This is a genomic window from Chromobacterium sp. ASV23, from assembly GCF_016428945.1.
Classification (GTDB): domain Bacteria; phylum Pseudomonadota; class Gammaproteobacteria; order Burkholderiales; family Chromobacteriaceae; genus Chromobacterium; species Chromobacterium sinusclupearum.
In genome coordinates this window covers 1-18581 of the sequence record NZ_JAELTR010000040.1, presented here as the reverse complement: position 1 = coordinate 18581, position 18581 = coordinate 1, and the positions used below count along the sequence as shown (strand labels likewise).

The 18581-nt window shown below is 56.3% G+C and carries 21 protein-coding genes and 1 pseudogene; 9 read left to right on the top strand and 13 right to left on the bottom strand.

Annotated features, from left to right (window positions below; translation table 11 throughout):
• Positions 1-11 precede the first annotated feature (11 nt).
• The gene (locus JHD59_RS15475; RefSeq protein WP_199154883.1) at positions 12-575 is read right to left on the bottom strand and encodes a YSC84-related protein; all 564 of its coding nucleotides are present in this window, start codon (positions 573-575) and stop codon (positions 12-14) included.
• A gap of 319 nt (positions 576-894) precedes the next feature.
• On the opposite strand from JHD59_RS15475, the gene JHD59_RS15470 reads away from it, so the two are divergent.
• A complete protein-coding gene (locus JHD59_RS15470; protein WP_199154882.1) occupies positions 895-2130 on the top strand; it encodes a cyclopropane-fatty-acyl-phospholipid synthase family protein in 1236 nt (411 codons plus the stop codon).
• Between the two features lie 26 nt (positions 2131-2156).
• On the opposite strand, the gene JHD59_RS15465 is transcribed toward JHD59_RS15470, so the two are convergent.
• From JHD59_RS15465 to JHD59_RS15455, 3 genes are all read right to left on the bottom strand, one after another.
• Positions 2157-2555 (bottom strand): BON domain-containing protein, encoded by a 399-nt coding sequence (locus JHD59_RS15465; RefSeq protein WP_199154881.1) that lies wholly within the window; start codon positions 2553-2555, stop codon positions 2157-2159.
• A 170-nt stretch (positions 2556-2725) separates the two neighbouring features.
• The gene (locus JHD59_RS15460) at positions 2726-2944 is read right to left on the bottom strand and encodes a hypothetical protein (protein ID WP_199154880.1); all 219 of its coding nucleotides are present in this window, start codon (positions 2942-2944) and stop codon (positions 2726-2728) included.
• A 159-nt stretch (positions 2945-3103) separates the two neighbouring features.
• Positions 3104-3460 (bottom strand): hypothetical protein, encoded by a 357-nt coding sequence (locus JHD59_RS15455; RefSeq protein WP_199154879.1) that lies wholly within the window; start codon positions 3458-3460, stop codon positions 3104-3106.
• Positions 3461-3746: 286 nt separating this feature from the next.
• On the opposite strand from JHD59_RS15455, the gene JHD59_RS15450 reads away from it, so the two are divergent.
• The 5 genes from JHD59_RS15450 to JHD59_RS15430 all read left to right on the top strand — a co-directional run bounded on the left by JHD59_RS15450 (position 3747) and on the right by JHD59_RS15430 (position 6313).
• Entirely contained in the window at positions 3747-4154 is a 408-nt protein-coding gene (locus JHD59_RS15450) for a PRC-barrel domain-containing protein (protein ID WP_199154878.1), read from the top strand.
• A 238-nt stretch (positions 4155-4392) separates the two neighbouring features.
• Positions 4393-4617, top strand: coding sequence for a hypothetical protein (locus JHD59_RS15445; protein ID WP_199154877.1), 225 nt, complete (start codon positions 4393-4395; stop codon positions 4615-4617).
• A gap of 87 nt (positions 4618-4704) precedes the next feature.
• Entirely contained in the window at positions 4705-4959 is a 255-nt protein-coding gene (locus JHD59_RS22820; RefSeq protein WP_233164248.1) for a lmo0937 family membrane protein, read from the top strand.
• 92 nt (positions 4960-5051) lie between these two features.
• Positions 5052-5990 (top strand): DnaJ C-terminal domain-containing protein, encoded by a 939-nt coding sequence (locus JHD59_RS15435; protein WP_199154876.1) that lies wholly within the window; start codon positions 5052-5054, stop codon positions 5988-5990.
• Positions 5991-5995: 5 nt separating this feature from the next.
• Positions 5996-6313: a chaperone modulator CbpM gene (locus tag JHD59_RS15430; protein ID WP_199154875.1), complete on the top strand. Its 318-nt coding sequence runs from the start codon at positions 5996-5998 to the stop codon at positions 6311-6313.
• Here the strand turns inward: JHD59_RS15430 and JHD59_RS15425 are convergent.
• From JHD59_RS15425 to JHD59_RS15400, 6 genes are all read right to left on the bottom strand, one after another.
• On the bottom strand, positions 6310-7599 hold the full coding sequence (locus JHD59_RS15425; protein ID WP_199154874.1) for an NRAMP family divalent metal transporter: 1290 nt from the start codon (positions 7597-7599) through the stop codon (positions 6310-6312). The genes JHD59_RS15430 and JHD59_RS15425 overlap by 4 nt on opposite strands.
• A 148-nt stretch (positions 7600-7747) precedes the next feature.
• Positions 7748-7918 (bottom strand): CsbD family protein, encoded by a 171-nt coding sequence (locus JHD59_RS15420; RefSeq protein ID WP_103321087.1) that lies wholly within the window; start codon positions 7916-7918, stop codon positions 7748-7750.
• A gap of 374 nt (positions 7919-8292) precedes the next feature.
• Entirely contained in the window at positions 8293-9363 is a 1071-nt protein-coding gene (gene arsB, locus JHD59_RS15415; protein WP_199154873.1) for an ACR3 family arsenite efflux transporter, read from the bottom strand.
• A gap of 50 nt (positions 9364-9413) precedes the next feature.
• Positions 9414-9908, bottom strand: coding sequence for an arsenate reductase ArsC (locus JHD59_RS15410; protein ID WP_199154872.1), 495 nt, complete (start codon positions 9906-9908; stop codon positions 9414-9416).
• Between the two features lie 19 nt (positions 9909-9927).
• The gene (locus JHD59_RS15405; RefSeq protein ID WP_199154871.1) at positions 9928-10410 is read right to left on the bottom strand and encodes an ArsI/CadI family heavy metal resistance metalloenzyme; all 483 of its coding nucleotides are present in this window, start codon (positions 10408-10410) and stop codon (positions 9928-9930) included.
• Positions 10411-10434: 24 nt separating this feature from the next.
• Positions 10435-10770: a helix-turn-helix transcriptional regulator gene (locus tag JHD59_RS15400; protein WP_199154870.1), complete on the bottom strand. Its 336-nt coding sequence runs from the start codon at positions 10768-10770 to the stop codon at positions 10435-10437.
• A gap of 655 nt (positions 10771-11425) precedes the next feature.
• Here JHD59_RS15400 and JHD59_RS15395 point away from each other — a divergent pair.
• Together JHD59_RS15395 and JHD59_RS15390 are read left to right on the top strand one after the other, a co-directional pair.
• Positions 11426-12853, top strand: coding sequence for a sensor histidine kinase (locus tag JHD59_RS15395; RefSeq protein WP_199154869.1), 1428 nt, complete (start codon positions 11426-11428; stop codon positions 12851-12853).
• A complete protein-coding gene (locus JHD59_RS15390; protein ID WP_199154868.1) occupies positions 12850-15300 on the top strand; it encodes an EAL domain-containing protein in 2451 nt (816 codons plus the stop codon). The genes JHD59_RS15395 and JHD59_RS15390 overlap by 4 nt, the downstream gene beginning before the upstream one ends.
• A 212-nt stretch (positions 15301-15512) precedes the next feature.
• On the opposite strand, the gene JHD59_RS15385 is transcribed toward JHD59_RS15390, so the two are convergent.
• A complete protein-coding gene (locus JHD59_RS15385; RefSeq protein WP_103321080.1) occupies positions 15513-16172 on the bottom strand; it encodes a hypothetical protein in 660 nt (219 codons plus the stop codon).
• 166 nt (positions 16173-16338) lie between these two features.
• Here JHD59_RS15385 and JHD59_RS15380 point away from each other — a divergent pair.
• Positions 16339-16608 (top strand): annotated as a pseudogene (locus tag JHD59_RS15380) (transposase); the annotation flags it as partial.
• 670 nt (positions 16609-17278) lie between these two features.
• Here the strand turns inward: JHD59_RS15380 and JHD59_RS15375 are convergent.
• Both JHD59_RS15375 and JHD59_RS15370 read right to left on the bottom strand, forming a co-directional pair.
• Entirely contained in the window at positions 17279-18025 is a 747-nt protein-coding gene (locus JHD59_RS15375; RefSeq protein WP_199154866.1) for a hypothetical protein, read from the bottom strand.
• The gene (locus tag JHD59_RS15370) at positions 17997-18401 is read right to left on the bottom strand and encodes an N-acetylmuramidase domain-containing protein (protein WP_199154865.1); all 405 of its coding nucleotides are present in this window, start codon (positions 18399-18401) and stop codon (positions 17997-17999) included. The genes JHD59_RS15375 and JHD59_RS15370 overlap by 29 nt, the downstream gene beginning before the upstream one ends.
• Positions 18402-18581 lie beyond the last annotated feature (180 nt).

Here is an 18581-nt window from a genome sequence, read left to right as displayed (position 1 = left end):
TTAGGATGGGCTTAACGCTTGATGCGCGAAATCTTGGTGCCTTCTATGCTCAGGCTGGCCATCAGGCCTTGCTGGTCGAAGATGAAGGCATAGGCGTCGTTGCGCAATGTCGTCGAGCTTAAGTTTTTCGCCGCGCCGGCATCAACTACGACCACGCTGGGGCCGGTGCCGATTTCCCAACCCATGGACTTTTTCAGATAGCGGACGGCTTTCTGATTCATCAGAAATACCACATAGCCATAGGATTCCGCGCCTGCCTGCCAGCCCCAGGATGCGGTGACTGAGTTGTAGTAGCCGTTTGGGTGGCCTCCTTCCAGCAGCACGCCTTCGCCGTATGCGCCGCCAAAGATCAGCCCGGCTTTGACAATCTTGGGAAACACCAGGATGGCGGAGGCCTTGTGGGAGAGACTTTCCGCCGCAGGGCTCGTTTGATACAGCATGTGCAGCGATTGCAGGGCGGCCTCATCCAGATCGCGCGCCGACTCGGCCAGGGTATAGGCGCTGGCCAGACACAGCATCAGCGCGGTGGCGGCCAGCAACAGGACTTTCTGTAGATTTCGTAGGGGATGGATCATGGTGGAACTCCTTGAAAGGGGTCTGAGACTCTCCTCGAATGCTATGGCGTAAAGTTAGGGCGCTTTGTTTCGCAAGCCATGGGCATGGTGAGTTTCAGCGCCCATCATATTCGCCAGCGGTAACAGCCACTGTTCGCCAGCGAACATAGCCGACTGTCAATAACGACAGTTGCTATGTGCGTAAGCGCACATATCAATCGCACCCTATCGGGTTATTTTGCCACAGCCTATGCAGCGTCCCGCGCGCCGGCGTGCGCGGGACCATGCCGATATGCATGCGCAGGGCAATCTGGGTTTCTTCATCAAAGGAGGCCGGACCATGGCTTGGCAGAATGATATGGAACATTGGGCGCAACAGATACGACAGCGCAATCCGTTTGCGGCGAGATTGGTGTGGGATGACAGGCAGATCGATTTTGGCGCTTTCGAGCGGCCGTTGGTGACGCTGTACGTCAGGGAAGCCTCCGCGTTGCGTTACTTGTTGTCGCCTAGCTTGGATGGTTTGGGCGAAGCTTATGTGCGTGGGGTTTTCGATGTGGAGGGCGCGCTGGATGACATCATAGACTTGGCCTATTCCTTGTCCCGCGGCAGCGACAGCCGCCTTAAGGCGATTGCCAGCTATTTCCGCCACTCGCGCAAGGCGGATCGGCAGGCCATCCAGTACCACTATGATGTGTCTGATACGTTCTACACCCTATGGCTGGACCCACTGATGGTGTATTCCTGCGCTTATTTCGAAACCGGCGAGGAGTGCCTTGCCGAGGCGCAAGTCAAGAAAATGGATCATATCCTGACCAAGCTGAAGCTGACGCCGGGACAGACCCTGCTCGACATAGGATGCGGCTGGGGCGGGCTGGTGATGCGGGCGGCGCAACGCTTTGGCGCGCAGTGCCTGGGCATCACGCTGTCGCAGAATCAATATGAAACGGCGACAGCCAGGGTGCGCGCCGCGGGCCTGCAAGACCGCATCGAGATCCGCTTGCAGGATTATCGGGACACCCAAGGCCAATTCGACCGCATCGCTAGCGTGGGGATGTGCGAGCATGTTGGCCTCAAGGGCTTGCCGGATTACTTCAGCCGCATCCACAGCCTGCTGCGCGATGATGGGATGGCGCTGAATCACGGCATCACCCTATCCAGCGCGGATAGCCTGGAGGCGCCGTTCGGTGCTGGCCGCTTTATTGAGAAATATGTCTTCCCCGGAGGGGAGCTGCCACATATCGGAGAGGTGCTGCGCACCATGCAGCAGGGCGGGCTAGAGGCGCTGGATGTGGAAAATCTGCGCCGCCACTATGCCAAGACCTTGTCGTGCTGGACAATGAATTTTGAAAACCAGAGCGTTCGCATCCGCCAGGAAGTGGGCGAGGAGAAGTATCGTATCTGGCGGGTATATCTTTCCGGCTGCGCCTACGCTTTCCGCCATGATGTGGTGAGCATCTACCAAGTGCTCTGTCATAAGGCTGGCCGTCATGCCGATGGTTTGCCGTGGTCGCGCCAGTATATGTATGCGCATGGCGATGCAGATGCAGCAACCATGCCCTCCCCAAACGGATGAGGCAGGATCTGTCGGGGAGGGACGGATTATTGCGAGTCGCGAACCCGCATGTAGTTGATGACGACCCGAACCTCCTTGATGCCCAGCGCCAGATCTCCGGCCCGGTCAACCTCAGCCTGGGTATCCACCTGCCCGCTCAGCATAACTCGACCGTTATCGGTTTCTACTCGTATTTCGTACGAGGTCAGATCAGGATCGCGGAACAGCTCGGCTTTGACTTTGCCGGTAATCATGGCGTCCGAGACATAGCTGCTCACCTCGGTGCCTTCGGCATAGGTATCGCCCATGGTTTGCATCGGGGCAGGCGGGTTGTCCGGCATGGTGCTGACGCTATTGCTGCGGGCACCTGCAGAAACGGTGATCAGCGCGGCGTAGGCAAGAAACAGAGTAAAGCGGCTTGCGCGTTGCTGGGATGGGATAAGCATGATCGACTCCTTTTGCTCAACCGTAGATCGCCCCGCCTAGGGCGGAGCGATCGCTGTGTCTGGTTCACGGCCAGACAGTCAACCATTGCGGGAGCCAGTGGCGCGCTACCCTGATCCGGGATCAGCGCTCAAGCCGGCTGTCGGCGCTGTGGTTGGCTGTGACTGCGCGTTCAGACCTTGGGTGGGGTATAGCCAGGATGGCTTTCGTGAGCCGGCCCGGTTTGGCCGCCAGCCTGCTTGGCAGGGTCGCGCGGAGCGGCGTCGCTGGCAGGATGCTGTTGACCTGTGGTTTGGGTGGGGGCGACGCCTGGCTTGGCGCTGTCAGCGCACGGCTTTTGGGCCGCGGCGGCATCCTTGGGGGAGGTATTCTGCTGATTGTGCTTGTCCATGATAACCTCTTTAGCTATCCAACTTCCCGCAGGATTGCGAGGCGTTGGCAGGCTGACTTTGGCGCTTAAGAGGATAGATGTCGGTGCGTTATCCAACATAGATAGTAAACCGGCTCGAAAAACCGGTTTTGCGAATCATGGCGGCGCGCTGAATTGCGCTTAGGCGCGGAAGCTATCGAATAGCTCAATCTTGAGCACTCGGCGTATGGCGAAATAACTGGAGATGGCGGCGATGATCACCACCATGCCAAAGGCCAGCGCCAGGTTCCAGAAGGTGATGATAGCCGCAGTTGCGGCAACTGCGAGCGAGCGAGGGGGATCCGCCGCGTGATCAGCCCTATGTCCAAGCCAAAGCCGGTGACCGCGGTGAAGGCCGCCATGAACAGAATCATCACCACCAGCTCGCCTCCTTTGGCGCCGATGGCCTTGAGGGCGCCGCATTTCTCCAGATTCTCCAGGATGAAGCTGTAAAACGTCTGGCTGGAGATCGGACAGCCAGACGATGAGGCTGATCACCCATCAGGTATTGCTTGCGCTGATTATCGATGGCGTAGTTCCAGGCGCTGGCGCGGACAGTGGTAAGTGACAAGCCTGCGTGGGTTAGCGAACAGACTGCCCAGCTGCCCTCGCACAGGATATAGCGAGGTGAGCTTGGCCTGCTGTCCGGCCGGGCAAGGAATTCAGTGCCTCCGTTTTTTTACGGCGAAGCAGCAAGTTGCCTTCGATGTTCCTGAAGGGTTGCTAGCCTGCTCGTTCCGATGGGCTGAGCTGGGCACGGTGGGGCCTTGCGATGGAGACGATCATGGACTACACAGAGCGCGATATTTACGGGGTGTACCGAGTGAAAGGCCATACACAGCTAGCGGAGCCGGTGGAGCTGATGGCGGTGAATGCGCTGATCGGCAGCGACGTTTACAACCAGCGCAATGTGTTTCTGGGCGATATCAAGGAAATCATGCTGAACGTGAAAACGGGCTGCATCGCCTATGTGCAATTGTCGATTCGCGGCTTGCTGGACCTTGACGGCAAAAGGGTGGCCGTGCCGTGGAGCGCCTTCATGTTTGATGCCGCGAATAATCGCTTGGTGGTGAGTATGGATCGTTTGCATTTGTGGCAGGTCCCTGACATTGAAGTGCACAAGTGGCTGCATGTGAGCCAGGCAACGCCTTTGCCAGACAAGGCGGCCGACTATGGACGCGGACTCGACTAAATAATCCGGATGTGGCCCTGGCCCCTTGCCGCAGGTTTTACAGCTTGTGGCAGCGCTGTCACGAAGAGGCGTCTGGGCTGCAATTCTATTGCCATGCGGGGCGCGCAGGCCTGTTCCGGGTGGCATACGAATCTCCACTTAGTTGGATAGCGTACAGACAGTCCGCTGCTGCATCAGCATGGTGACAATGCCGACGCCTTGCAATGTCGCGGAGCGCCGGACTCATAGGAGCATGATCATGGACCCGCTCGACATCTACGATAGCGACAGTGACATTACCTGGCTGGCTGAGGACGATATCAAGCCACTCCCCGATACCTTGTTCCCGACGCGGAAAATACTGCCGGGTTCGACCGAGTACTACAGTTTCACCACCGAGATCTACGACCCGTTTGACGAGACGATTCAGCATGATCTGGAGGACTACGAAACGGTTGACGGCGATTGGCCGATGGATGACTGAATCAGCCGCCCGTGGGGGTGGCGCGCAATTCATCGCGGCATCCCATGGCGGCAGGTCGCCGCCATCCAGCCGGCGGCGCGACAGGCGATGCCGGATCGCTTTGGCGGTTTGACCGTACGCCACAATTCCTTTGATGGCGAGCGTCATGTGGACTGCGTTTATCCTCCAGTTCCGACGGTTGTCCGGGAGAATGCCATGTTTGAAATTGTCATTGTCACCTTGCTGATCTTGTGGGCCTTGGGTTTGCTGACGGCTTTCACAATGGGAGGCTTCATCCATATTCTTTTGTTGTTGGCGGTGGTCGCGATACTGGTGCGTTTTATCCAGGGGCGGCCGCTATAAGCTGCCGCAGCGATGGAGCCGATCATGCCGCGAGGCGCGTCGCCTAGGCCGGCCATCATGAAACGACGGGTCCGCAGCCTGAGCGCGCGGCCATGAAGTTCCGCGACTATTACGAAACGCTCGGGATTGCGCGCACCGCTACGCAGGATGAGGTCAAGCAGGCATATCGCAAGCTGGCGCGAAAATTCCACCCGGACGTCAGCAAGGAGGCGGATGCGGAGACGCGCTTCAAGGAACTCGGCGAGGCCTACGCGGTATTGAAGAACCCTGAGAGGCGCGCCGCCTATGATTTGATGGGCAGCGATCTGAAAAGCGGGCAGGACTTCCAGCCTCCGCCGGATTGGGACAGCGGCTTCGAGTTTGATGGCCGTGATTTCGGCAGAGGATTTGCGGCTGATCAGGACGATTTCTTCGAATCCTTGTTTGGCCGGCGCGCGCGAGGCGGCGGGAACCCTCATGCCCATGGCGTCGGGCAGGATCATCACGCCAAAGTGCAGATTGATCTGGAAGATGCCTACCACGGCTGCCAACGCGGCGTGGAGTTGCGGATGCCGACCCAGACTGCGGACGGCCATGTGGTGCTGCAGACGCGCACCTTGTCGGTGGCCATCCCCAAAGGCATACGGGCGGGGCAACATCTGCGCCTGGCCGGACAGGGAGGCGCGGCGCCCGGAGGCGGGCCGGCCGGCGACTTGTATCTGGAAATTGAATTCAAGCGCCATCGGCTGTTTCGTGTCGAAGGGCGCGATGTGTTCCTGGATCTGCCGGTGTCGCCGTGGGAGGCGGCGCTTGGCGCATCCGTAGAAGCGCCCACGCCTGATGGTCCGGTTCAGCTCAAGATACCGCCGGGATCCCAGGCCGGGAAACAATTGCGCCTGAAGGGGCGCGGCATTCCCGGTGCCGTGCCGGGCGATTTATACGTGGCGCTGACGATAGTCTTACCGCCGGTGGCGGGCGAGCGGGAGCGCGCTGCCTACCAGGCCATGGCTCATGCCTTTGACTTCAATCCGCGCTGCGCGTTGAAAGGATAGCCATCATGGATCAGAACCAGCCGGCAGTGACTCAGGGCGTGGTGGTGGAGGAGCAACTGGAGCTGACGCTGCTTGAACTGTGTCAGGCCAGCCATGCCGAAGAGGCCTTTGTTATTCGCTGGGTACGGGAGGGCGCGCTGGAGCCGCAGGGCGAGTCGCCGCAGAATTGGCGTTTCCGTGGCGATGCCTTGCGGCGCGCGCGGGTGGCCTGGCGCTTGTCGTGCGATCTAGAGATCAATCCCTCCGGCGTGGCGCTGGTGCTGGATCTGCTGGACGAGCTGCAGGCCTTGCGCGCGCGTCTGGATCGGACTGGCAAGCACTAGCCCGGCATCAGCATGCGCACCACCGCGGCCCCCATTACCAGTGTTGCGATCCAGACCAGAATGGTCATAGGCCGGCTGGCGGTGTATGCCCCCATCACCGATTTTTTGGAAACCAATATGATGATCACCACCATCAAAGGCACGGCGACTACACCGTTGATGACTGCGCTCCAAAACAGCGCCTTCATCGGGCTGATCGGCGAGTACTGGATGCCGAGCCCCAGCAGCATGCTGACGGCGATGATGCTGTAAAAACCGCGAGCGTCGCGCACCTTGCGCTCCAGCCCTTCTTTCCAGCCCATCACCTCCGATGCCGCATACGCTCCCGCGCCGGCCAGCACCGGCACGCCTATCAGGCCGACCCCAATAATGCCCAAGGCAAACAACAGGTAGGCGGCATTGCCCGCCAGCGGCCGCAATGCGCTGGCGGCTTGCGCTGCGGTGGTGATGTCGGTGATGCCCGCGGTATGCAGCGTGACCGCGGTGGCCAGGATGATGAAGAAAGCGGTGATGTCGGAATAGAACATGCCGCTCCAGGTGTCCCAGCGTATGCGGCGCAACTCCGACGCCGCGACGCGCTTATCCAAGATCAGCGCGCGGCTACCCTTGACGGCCAGCATGTCCTCGACTTCTTCCGATGCCTGCCAGAAAAACAGATAGGGGCTGATGGTGGTGCCAAATACGCCTACTACCACGGCGGCGGCATTGGCATTGGGCGTGAAGCGAGGCCAGACCGTACGCAGAGCGACTTCTGGCCATGGCACATGCACGGTGAAAAGAACCGCGGTGTAGGCCAGCAGGGTGAGGGTCAGCCATTTGAGAAAGAACACATAGCGATGATAAGGGACGAACATTTGCTGCAGCAGGATGGCAAAGACGAAAATAGTGGTCATCAGGTGGCGGTTCAGGCCGGAGATCAATTCCGTCACCTCTCCCATGGCGGCAACGTCTGCCGCGATGTTTAGAATATTGGCGATCAGCAGCAGCACGATCAATATCCGCAACACCAATGGCGAGAAGGCATCTTTGATGTTGGCGGCCAGTCCTTTGCCAGTGACGCGGCCCATATTGCCGCACATCGATTGCACGGCAGCCATCAGCGGAAAGGCCAGCGGCATGGTCCATAGCATATTCAGGCCGAATTGCGCGCCGGCCTGCGCATAAGTGGCGATGCCGCTTGGGTCGTCGTCCGCTACGCCAGTAATCAGTCCCGGGCCGATCCGCGCCAGTGGATGGGCCTTGATACGCTGCCACAGCGGTTGCCGTTTGCGAGTCTGAGCTGCCATGGGCGCATCCTCCACTGATTGCGGGCTCGGAGATAAGGCGGCCCCGCCGCAAATCATCACCTTGCCAAGCCAGAATCCACCGCAGCCCGTCGATGCCGGATTTGCTGTCGTCATCATGGCGAGCCGCGGGATGGCTTATGCAAATAATCTATTTTTTAAGCTCATCTTTCAGTTTGCCCATGTCGGACTGGGCTTCGCCCAGGTTTTTCTCCTGAGTGCCTTTTTCTTCCAGGTTCTTGTTGTGAATGACTTTGCCGGTGGCTTCCTTGATGCTGCCGGTGATCTCCTTGAATTTTCCCTTGATCTGATCCTTGTTCATGGCGTTCTCCCGTTGGTTTGGACGCGATTGCAAGACAGTACGCAGTGCGTGTGGCCCAGCAATACCCTATGAGCGTAAGCGCGAATGCTGGCGGGGTATGTACGGGAGCGCACATAACTCTCGGGAAAAAATGCAGAGGTGGCCTTGGTCGATATTCAGCCTAAGGGAAAGCCAGGAAAAAAGGATTTTCATGCTTTTGGCTAGATGGGTGATGTAGCGGCGCGGCAGTCTTGCGGCTGCGAGGCGCTAGTCGTCCCGATTAGGGTGTTCATCAGTAGAATCATGTGGTTAGCCAAGTTTTGGGCGGGAGTGTATGTTCGCAACCGTCGTGTCTGAACGAAGTTAAAGTTGCTCACCAGCGGCCGCAGCGACGCTCAGGCTGTGCGCTCGTACCAAGGCTTTGTCGAGTTGACGATGCGTACCACCAATAGCATCACCGGCACCTCGATCAGCACGCCCACCACCGTGGCCAAGGCGGCGCCAGATTGGAAGCCGAACACGCTGATCGCGGCCGCCACCGCCAGCTCGAAGAAGTTGGAGGCGCCGATCAGCGCCGACGGGCATGCCACCGAGTGTTTTTCCCCGACCTGGCGGTTGAGCCAATAGGCCAGCGCCGAATTGAAGAACACCTGGATCAGGATGGGCACGGCCAGCAGCGCGATCACCAGCGGCTGCTGCAAAATGGCCTTGCCCTGGAAGGCGAATAGCAACACCAGGGTCAGCAGCAGCGCCGCAATCGACCACGGCTGAATGCGATGCATGGCGGCATCGAATACCGCTTGCCCTTTGTTCAGCAGTGTCTTGCGGATCGCCTGCGCGATCAGCACCGGCACCACGATATACAGCCCCACCGAAGTCAACAGCGTGGGCCACGGCACGGCGATGCTGGAAACGCCTAGCAGCAGGCCGACCAACGGCGCGAAGGCGAACACCATGATCAGGTCGTTCAACGCCACCTGGGACAGCGTGAAATACGGATCGCCACCGGTCAGCCGGCTCCAGACGAACACCATGGCGGTGCACGGCGCAGCCGCCAGTAGGATCAGGCCCGCGATGTAGCTATCTAACTGCTCTGCAGGCAGAAGCGGCGCAAACCATACCCGAATAAACAACCAAGCCAGAAAGGCCATCGAGAACGGCTTGACCAGCCAATTGATGAACAGGGTGACGCCGATGCCCTTGATGTGCGCCTTAACCTGGTGCAGCGCGCTGAAATCGATTTTCAGCAGCATCGGAATGATCATCACCCAGATCAGCAGGCCTACAGGCAGGTTGACCTGGGCGATTTCCAAACCGCCGATCGCGTGGAACAGGCCGGGGAAGGCCTGCCCCAAGCCGATGCCGGCCACAATGCAGAGGGCAACCCAGGCGGTTAGGTAGCGCTCGAATAGACTCAGCGGGGCGCCGGCGGCGCAGGGATGGGCGACTTCAGATGGGGAGGACATGCCATTCTCCGTGGGGTGGGGCGATTCTGCGCGCTGCGGTGAGGGCAGTGTCAGGGGTGCAGCGTACCGATGCGATCCAACTCCGCTTTGAGCCGTGGCCGGTCCTGGCGCAGCGCGTCCAGCGGTAGGGCCAAGAACGCCTCGATCCGCGCCCGCAAGATGCGATAGGCCGTCAGGAAGGCTGCGTCGATCTCCTGATCACTGCCCGCCGCATGGGCAGGATCCTCCACGCCCCAGTGGCAGCGCAGGACCGGGCCCAGATACGCCGGGCAGGTTTCGCCGGCGGCGCTGGCACATACCGTGATCACGATATCAGGCGTAGCCGGCCGGTGATCCCAGGATTTGCTGTGGTAGCCGTCGGTGGCAATCCCTTCTTGTGCCAGCAGCGCCAGCGAGCGCGGGTGCACCTGTCCGGTCGGCTGGCTGCCGGCGCTCATTGCATGCCAGCCCGCCGGCGCCAGGTGATTGAACACCGCCTCAGCCAGGATGGAACGACAGGAATTGCCGGTACACAGGAACAGCACATTGACCATGGCTTGGTTCATGGCAGGTTTCCTTTGGCGCTCAGCAGCACCCGCTGCCGGGCGCACAATTGTTCTTGGGTGTGATCTTGACCGTGGCAGTCTTCGGCGCACAGCAAGCGCTGGCCGGTTCGCCGGAGGCAGATTCCCCGCCGTTGAAGGTCGGGATCGACGCCAGCGTCTGATAGCTCTCCCAGGCGAGGCCGGAAGGATCGGTCACCCAGTGCTTGTTCGACTCGGCGTAGCAGCAGGCGGTGCCGGTCTGCGTCACCATGCTGATGTCGGCCGCCTGCAATTGGTGCTGCAGCTGCGCCAGTTCTTCCTCGCTGTCCACCTGAAAGCCCAGGTGGTCGATGCCAGCGGCGCCGCCGCGGCTAGAGATCGCGAAGTTGAGGCGCGGATCCTCCAGCATCCACTTGGCGTAATCGGTCTTCTGCACCGTGGGCTGCGCGTGGAACAGCGCCGAGTAGAAGCGGATGCTGTCTTCCAGGTTGGCTACCGCGATGTGTACGTGAAAGCGTTTCATAGTCGAATTACCGGTAGTGATTCGTTATGAGCAAGCGCCATCGCAGGGTGTGATGTTGCTCGCCGGCGTGCAAGCCTCGCCGCGACAGCAGTTCTCGGTCAGAAAGCCCAACAGGCCGTTCATCTGCTCGTAGTTGGCCGAGTAGTAGATGAAGCGCCCTTCCTGGCGAGCGAGGATCAGACCGGCATGGGACAGCTCCTTCAGGTGGAAGGACAGCGTGGCATTGGCCACGGCGAGCCGCTCGCCGATCTGACCGACCGCCAGGCCTTCGGGGCCTTGCTGGACCAACAGTCGGTAGATCGCCAGGCGCGTGTCCTGCGCCAGAGCGGCCAAGAGGGTGACAGCGGTTTTTGTTTCCATATTTCTATATTTATAGAAATAACGAGTATTGTCAAGCAGATGGAATGATCAAGAAAGAGCATGTGCAGATTTTTGTGTGCGGCCAGCTTATGGTTCCCAAGGGCGGCCAAGATATGGTTCCGGTCACAATAGTTTGTGACGGGAAGCATAAGTTGGCCAAAACGGCCAGCTTATACTTCCCGTTTCGCATTTCTAGCCACTCCGCCGTCCCAAATACATTCCGTTTTTCTCCACTCCGGCCCCTTGAAAGCGTTTCTCAGCAAGGCTTTCCGCGTTTGAAACATCGTTCCAGTTCTTGGCCAGTTTATGGGTGCAAATCGTCGATTTTGGCCAGCTTATGGTTCCCAACTTTAAAGAGTGCGCTACTTGTCAGGGCGGACTGTGTGATATGGGGGCTGCTGTTCGGCCAAAGCGGAAGTCCACACGGTAGCACTCGGATGGCTGCTTTCGAAGAGAAACCCACTGAAGTATCTAGGAAAACGGTGGAGATTCAGGAGTATTGAATGAGGAACGAGGGCAATGCCTAGCTCACATAAAATTCTCAAAATGTGTTGAACGGGCACAAATAGTCCAGCTAGCAGCTAAGATAGGTAGGCAAGGTATCGGTGGGCATCAAACGATAATGTGTTAATGCGCCCACAAAGGGGGGTCTGTAATGCAGACAACCGAGAGTATGGTGTTGCCCGGAATCAGCGAAAGTGATGCCTGCTTTCGTCTGCTTGTGAACTGTGTCAAAGACTACGCGATCTACATGATCGATACCGATGGCCGGGTGTGCAGTTGGAATGCCGGAGCGGAACGCATGAAAGGCTATTGTGCCGATGAGATCATCGGTCGGCACTTCAGCTGCTTTTACCTCCCTTCTGCGGATGCCGAGCAAAAGGCGATGCAGGAGCTGGCCATCGCCCGGCAGCAGGGACGTTATACTGGCGAGGACTGGCGCATGCGCAAGGATGGCAGTCGTTTCCTTGCAGACATCGTATTGACGCCGCTGTACGACCCCTCCGGAGAACTGCGCGGCTACGCCAAGATCACGCGGGATATCAGTCCGCGCAAGCGTTTGGAAGAACGGTTCCACCAAGTGGTACAAGAGGCGCCAAACGCCATGATCATGGTGAACACCGCAGGTGCCATCACGTTGTTCAACCGCCTGGCCGAATCAATGTTTGGCTATGGCTCCAATGAACTGCTTGGCATGCCGATGGAACGATTGGTGCCCGAGCGGTTCCGCCGTCAGCATGGCCATCTTCGGCAGAGCTTCCAGCAGCGACCAGAGGCGCGCCCAATGGGTGTGGGCCGCGATCTGTTCGGCCTGCGCAAGGACGGCAGTGAGTTTCCCATCGAGATTGGGCTCAATCCGATTGAAACGGAGGATGGTCCAATGGTGCTTGCTGGCATTGTCGATATCACTTCGCGCAAGCAGGTGCAGCACCAATTAGAAATGGCGCTACAAGAGAAAACTACCCTGCTCAATGAAGTACACCACCGCGTCAAGAACAACCTGCAGGTCATCATCAGTCTCCTCAATATGCAGACACATTATGTTGAGGAGGAAAGCACTCGCCATGTCTTGCAGGACAGCCAGGCGCGGGTGCGTTCTATGGCGTTGATCCACCAGTTGTTGTACGAGCGGCATGATTTCTCCAAGGTTGATCTGGGAGAGTATTTACAGCGCATCAACCAATTACTGTTGAGCAGCTACGGTCTGCTAGCCGGTCGGCTGCAGGTGGAACTGAACTCGCCGGTGGGTTTGGTTTGCATTGAACTGCAGCGTGCCACGCCCTGCGGCTTGTTGATCAATGAGCTGCTGACCAACGCGCTTAAACATGCGTATCCCAATGGCCAGGGAACGATTTGGATCACTTTGTCCTTGCTGGATGCACAGCATGCACTGCTAGTGGTTGCTGATCATGGGGTAGGTATGCCCTCTCCGATCGCTGCCGGCCAATCGAAATCATTAGGATTGCAGCTGGTGCCGATGCTGGCCGAGCAGATGGGTGCGGAGTTGAGCATGCATGACAATCAGCCGGGTGTCCGTTTCGAGGCTCGCTTTCCGGTGTTTGGTGCGGGAGACTCACCGTGAAAAACATTCGCATTTTGATCGTGGAGGATGAGCGAATCATTGCCATGGATTTGCAATTGCAGTTGCAGGCCTTGGGTTATTCCGTTTGCGGCGTAGTCGCCAGTGGCAAGCTGGCGATAGACAAGGCACGGGAGCAACTCCCCGATTTGGTATTGATGGACATTCACTTGGAAGGCCCAATGGATGGTGTTGATGCCGCGCGGGAAATCCACCAGCAATTGAGGATTCCCATAGTGTTCCTCAGCGCTTACGCCGAAGATGCGACGCTGCAGCGTGCTGAAAGTGCCTTGCCTTACGGATATCTGGTCAAGCCGGTCTCGCCTAGAGAGTTACATGCCACTCTGCAGATGACCATGGTGCGCTTTGGCATCCAGCGAAATACCGACATACAAGTCGAGCGGTTTTGTAGAGCAATGGAGGTAGGGCAGCTGGAGGTATGGGAGTGGAATGTCGAAATCGACCAGATGAACGTGTTCAGTCTGAATGAAGAGGAACTGCTTTCGCCTAACTCTGTAGTCTGCGAGTCCATTCGTCATTTTCTACAACAGATCGATTCGCGCGACGAGTCTGTGGTAGCGGAGGCAATTGAGCGGACCCGCCAGGATGGTGGCAGCTTCAATGTGAGCTTTCGTACTCATGCAGAGGATCCTGCGAATGTGCGTTGGATGGAAACGCATGGTAAGCGCTTCGATGAAGGTGCGAATGGAGGCCGTATTATAGGGGTGATGCAGGATGTGACAGGGCGGCGCCAGACTGAGGAGCGACTCCGGCAAGCGGTTATCGTGTTCGACTCCACTGCCGAGGGTATTGCGATTTTGGATGCTGAGCGCAAAGTGATTTCAGTCAATCCTGCCTTTACCCAGTTAACTGGCTATGGCATCGATGAGGTGGAAAAGTGGTCGAATATAGATGTGATCTATCAAGTTCCACACAGTGCGACTTTTCTGAGGCAGTTACGTCAGGGAGAGCGAAAGCTTTGGCAGGGCAATGCTAGTTACCAGCATAAGAATGGCTCCATGATCAATGTTTGGGAGAGCATCAGCGTTGTGCCTGGAGTGGATAGCACAATTGGTAATTACGTGCTGGTTTTCTCTGATATCAGTTCGGTCTTGGCGGCGCAGGAACAACTAGACTTTCTTGCAAAGCATGATCCGCTTACCAATCTATGCAACCGTCGGATGTTATATGACCGGATGGAGTATGAGCTGAGCCAAGTGGTACGCCAAAACAAGATGATCGCAGTGTTGCTTATCGATCTGGATCACTTTAAAACCATCAACGACTCCCTAGGTCACGGCCTTGGAGACCAGGTTCTGGCAGTAGTGGCGCAGCGTTTGCAAGACTGTATGCGTGCCAGCGATACGGTGGCTAGATTGGGCGGTGATGAGTTCTGCATCGTATTCGGTGATATCGACACACCGGGCAGTGTTGATCAGGTGGCCCAGAAACTGCTCGCCAGGCTGGCTGAGCCTGTAGAGCTGGAAAAGACCACTTGCTATGTTACGGGCAGTATTGGCATTGCGTTGTCCCCCGCAGATGGCATCACCGTAGAGGAGCTGCTGCGTAATGCCGACCAAGCTATGTATGGTGCCAAACATGCGGGACGCAACCGACACTGTTTTTTTGAGCCGGTCATGCAGAGGGCCTCGGAGGTTCGGTTGCACATTTCCAGCGGGTTGCATCAAGCGTTGGAACAAAACCAGTTTTATCTGGTTTACCAGCCGATCATTGAGATGGCGACGAGAAAGGTAGCGAAGGCAGAGGCCTTGCTGCGTTGGAGGCATCCGGAGCATGGTGATATCGAGCCTTCTGTCTTTATCCCGATTGCAGAGGACTGTGGCTTGATAGATGAGATTTCTGAATGGGTCTTCGAAGAGGCTCTGAGGAGTGTGGGCATCTGGCGCCAAAAGCATGGCAAACAGCTAAGCGTTTCCATCAATGTGTCTGCTTTGCATTTTCGGGAGGCAGATAATCACCAGCGTTGGCTGGATAAGCTGGCAAGTAGCGGCGTACCTGGTGATGCGTTGGTATTGGAAATCACCGAAGGTTTATTGCTGGGGACTCCTGTAGGGGTGCAGGAGGTGCTGGAGCGTTATCACGCTGCTGGTATTCGCATCGCGCTGGATGATTTTGGTACTGGCTATTCCGCATTGTCCTATCTGAAGCAATATCGACTGGACTACCTGAAAATCGATCAGTCGTTTATCAGACAGCTGGCAGAAGATCAGCGAGACCTTGCATTATGCGAGGCTATCATCGTCATGGCGCATAAGCTAGGATTGGAGGTCATCGCAGAAGGGGTAGAAACGGTGGAGCAGGCTGCTATTCTAAGAGCCAGTTACTGTGATTACGTGCAAGGTTATTTATACTCGGTTCCCTTGCAGATGGAGCAGTTTACTGCTCTGTTACAGAAGAACCATGGGATGATATTAGGTGCTGGGTGCTAAGCCTCGCGGTCTTGATCATGTCAAACTGCAAACCAAGGAGTTTCATGTTGCTTACTGAATGAGGCAGGTTGTCTGACCTGAAAGGTCTGCCTCAGAATCCGATGCTGAATGGCGTAGATTAAACCAAGCCGTGCTACACCCAATCGATTTTCAGATGGGGCATAGCACGGCTTATTACCACTTCGATTTTCACTGATTTTCAGCAATATCAACTATAAATCGCGCGGGATACGGTGTTCAACAAACTCGGCAGGGTCACTGGCATCTTCCGTGACGAAGATGGCCGGGATGAAGCATGGTTTGCCTGTCGCCGTATTGATGCCTTGGATGGTGACGGTCATGCCGACTTGCAACGGATTCACATATTCGCCACCAGTAACGGTAACTGACCAGAAGCCGCCGGGAAACTGCCCTACAAAGGAGGCAATGCCATTGCCATTGGCGATCAGTGGCAGCGATAGAGGCTCATCTGGTTGGATGAAGGCGTTGACAGTGATATCCGACAGGTGAACCTGTTTAGAGCGAGTGTAGTCGTTGCTGACTAGCGGGCCATTTGCGACAGAGGGGCGGCCAAGGGTGATGGTACGGCCGAACTGAGGGGTAGAGCCGCCCTTGAGGCATGTCAGCCAGGTAGTGGTGAACTCCTTGCCATCCGCGCCCTTGCAAATGGCGTAGTATTTGTTACCGGCATGCGGCCCGCCGTTTTGTGATTCGCCCGCGGTCAGGTCAAGGTTGTAAAAAATGCTCTTACCCAACGTGCCTACTGAGTAAGTGCCGGTGCCGCTGATAAATACCGGGGGCACAATGATGTGCGAGTCTGGGATATACGGAAAAATACGGACTTGAGTGACTGGGCTTGGAATCGGGATCATCAGCTTCTCCAGAGAGAATGGGGTGCCTGGAATAGACCCTGCGTTGAAAACGCGTTGTCCAGCGTTGAATGCTGCTAAACGCTAGCTAAACTTAGGACAAAAAAAGTTATATTCCCCTGTGCGAAAGAACGGGCTAGTTCTGAATTGATAGGTAGGTATCTAGTCCGGCTCTCTGTCCATCTGGCTCGACGCAAGGATGATATGGCTGGCAAAACCGCGAGGGCAGGAGGGCCGATCACAGGCCTACCTCAATGCGGCCATTCGGCTCCGCTTTATCATCAAGAACCTGTTCCTGCTGGCGTTGCGGCAGTCCATCGGTTTCATTCAAAGCCTGTTCAAACTCGTGTGCCTGACCTGGAGTGTCTTGGACAACAGCACGCTATCTAGGCGGCAGCAGACGCTACTGGTCCAAACTCCCTACCAGAAAAGCTCAGGCGGGTGCATCTGCTTGAATCGCCCGGGCTTCTCTAGACACTTGTGATCCGTTGGTAGACTGCCGCGGCTCCTGTAGGCAATCCTGCCCTATGATCGGACTGCACCGTCATGTGTTGGAAGGGATATGCTTCCTGCGCAATGAAACTTTATGCTTCCGGTCACAATCGGAACCATAATGTTGCGAAATTCGCAGGGTTATCGTTCCGACGCTAGCTAGCTCTTTCTCATCTTGTTCAAGCTGCTTGAACAAATCTCTTCGCCGAGCCGATCGACTAAGGCAATTTCCTGTATTTTTAGCTAGTGTTGTTCATCCTTGCTGAAAAAAATACCCTCATCGTTTCGCAAGGTTATGGTTACTGTAACTGCATGTTCGCAACGTTATGCGTGTTTGTCGTTGGTATATAGTGGCTTCTGACGATCACTACACAGCAGTAATGCAACTCTTGTGATAAGTAGGAGATCTCTCGAAGCGGTAAATGAACGGCCCAGAAATAATGTCCGGTTTTGTATATAAACCGGACATTGCTGTTTTTCATAGAACAAGATTATCTACGTAAGCCGGGCCTGTTTAGTGGGGCTCACGAAATATCTAGCAAGGTGAGGAGGCTCTACTGATTATTCTTATTTTTTATCGATGCTAGGTCCGATATTTCTCCGTTCCTTCAATTTTTTTAGACTCCACACTTGTCAAGCGCCTTGCGAGCGGATGGGATGTCTTTTATTTTGTTTGGATTGCCCAGGCAGCTATCATCCTGAGTCAAAATCAGCTTGCCATTTTCCTCGCGCCAGCGAATGAGCACCGTCATATAGCGCCAGCCTTGGCCGATGTCCTGTACTTTTTTGGCTGGAGCCTTGCCGGTCAGGTAATAGCTCAGCGCTACAATCACCCCATCCCTGCCTTTTCCCGCGGCACCTAAGCCATCCACACCGTTACACCAGGTGCCGAAATTATTTTCTGGCAGCGCTATTTTTAGCGAGGCGGCTTTATTCAAGTCCTTGTCTTGGACGTACAGCATGCACACTCCACCACCAGGAACGGCAATACCTTCCCGATTTTCTATTGTGGATTGGTGATTTTCCTGAGTTTGTTTTGCATTTTGATAGTAAAATGCCCTGATGTAGTAATCCTTTCCATTAAATATGGCATGGGCATGACCGGATCCTCCCCATCTGATTGGTGGAGTTCGTTTCGGAATGTTTAATACTTCGCCAGATACTATCAGGTCTGCAGTGATTTCTTCTTTCTGCTTATCCCAGAGCGCTACCACTCTATCATAATCAGCACGATTACTACTTGGAATATCATTGAAATTTTGCGACAGTCCTAAGTATTTGATATCCAGCCTCAACTCTGCATAAGAAATAACAGATGCAGATAATAGGTAGGCACTAAACAGTAGTTTTGCAATAGTATTCATAAGCTTCTTTCATTTTTACATCATAGTTGGTGTCTGATTTATAATTCGGGCCATTATAATGATAGGCAATCAAATGCCAATTCTTGTCTTGGACGGCTTTCCATAGCGCGGCATTCTTCCTGATAAACCCAGCCAGCAAGTCAATTTGTCCCTTTTCATTTTTACACATATCTTTAACAAATTCTTTAATATCATCAGCGCCGCATGCCGCATGGTTTGCTCCCATTATCTGAAACTTTCCCCAAGAGGCTGATTTTAAAGCAGACTGCCAGTCTAAGCGATAGGCATTGATCAGGCGTAAATAATCCTGACTATTATCGCGAATGTCTTGTTTTTCTACACTGCCATCCGCCATTTTTGCGTCTTTTTCTCCCAATTTCTTACGGCTACGGTCTGTCTCTTATACACATCTCCGAGCCCACGAGACTCAAAAGTGGGGGGGGGGGGGGGGGGGGGGGGGGGGGGGGGGGGGGGGGGGGGGGGGGGGGGGGGGGGGGGGGGGGGGGGGGGGGGGGGGGGGGGGGGGGGGGGGGGGGGGGGGGGGGGGGGGGGGGGG

Bases quoted from the DNA above. Each gene is read 5' to 3' on its own strand.
- JHD59_RS15435 (WP_199154876.1), top strand. From the start codon at position 5,052: ATGAAGTTCCGCGACTATTACGAAACGCTCGGGATTGCGCGCACCGCT.
- JHD59_RS15430 (WP_199154875.1), top strand. From the start codon at position 5,996: ATGGATCAGAACCAGCCGGCAGTGACTCAGGGCGTGGTGGTGGAGGAG.
- JHD59_RS15465 (WP_199154881.1), bottom strand. From the start codon at position 2,555: ATGCTTATCCCATCCCAGCAACGCGCAAGCCGCTTTACTCTGTTTCTT.
- JHD59_RS15425 (WP_199154874.1), bottom strand. From the start codon at position 7,599: ATGGCAGCTCAGACTCGCAAACGGCAACCGCTGTGGCAGCGTATCAAG.
- JHD59_RS15445 (WP_199154877.1), top strand. From the start codon at position 4,393: ATGGACCCGCTCGACATCTACGATAGCGACAGTGACATTACCTGGCTG.
- JHD59_RS15375 (WP_199154866.1), bottom strand. From the start codon at position 18,025: ATGAATACTATTGCAAAACTACTGTTTAGTGCCTACCTATTATCTGCA.
- JHD59_RS15395 (WP_199154869.1), top strand. From the start codon at position 11,426: ATGCAGACAACCGAGAGTATGGTGTTGCCCGGAATCAGCGAAAGTGAT.
- arsB (WP_199154873.1), bottom strand. From the start codon at position 9,363: ATGTCCTCCCCATCTGAAGTCGCCCATCCCTGCGCCGCCGGCGCCCCG.
- JHD59_RS15450 (WP_199154878.1), top strand. From the start codon at position 3,747: ATGGACTACACAGAGCGCGATATTTACGGGGTGTACCGAGTGAAAGGC.
- JHD59_RS15410 (WP_199154872.1), bottom strand. From the start codon at position 9,908: ATGAACCAAGCCATGGTCAATGTGCTGTTCCTGTGTACCGGCAATTCC.
- JHD59_RS15405 (WP_199154871.1), bottom strand. From the start codon at position 10,410: ATGAAACGCTTTCACGTACACATCGCGGTAGCCAACCTGGAAGACAGC.
- JHD59_RS22820 (WP_233164248.1), top strand. From the start codon at position 4,705: ATGCCGGATCGCTTTGGCGGTTTGACCGTACGCCACAATTCCTTTGAT.
- JHD59_RS15400 (WP_199154870.1), bottom strand. From the start codon at position 10,770: ATGGAAACAAAAACCGCTGTCACCCTCTTGGCCGCTCTGGCGCAGGAC.
- JHD59_RS15420 (WP_103321087.1), bottom strand. From the start codon at position 7,918: ATGAACAAGGATCAGATCAAGGGAAAATTCAAGGAGATCACCGGCAGC.
- JHD59_RS15460 (WP_199154880.1), bottom strand. From the start codon at position 2,944: ATGGACAAGCACAATCAGCAGAATACCTCCCCCAAGGATGCCGCCGCG.
- JHD59_RS15385 (WP_103321080.1), bottom strand. From the start codon at position 16,172: ATGATCCCGATTCCAAGCCCAGTCACTCAAGTCCGTATTTTTCCGTAT.
- JHD59_RS15470 (WP_199154882.1), top strand. From the start codon at position 895: ATGGCTTGGCAGAATGATATGGAACATTGGGCGCAACAGATACGACAG.
- JHD59_RS15475 (WP_199154883.1), bottom strand. From the start codon at position 575: ATGATCCATCCCCTACGAAATCTACAGAAAGTCCTGTTGCTGGCCGCC.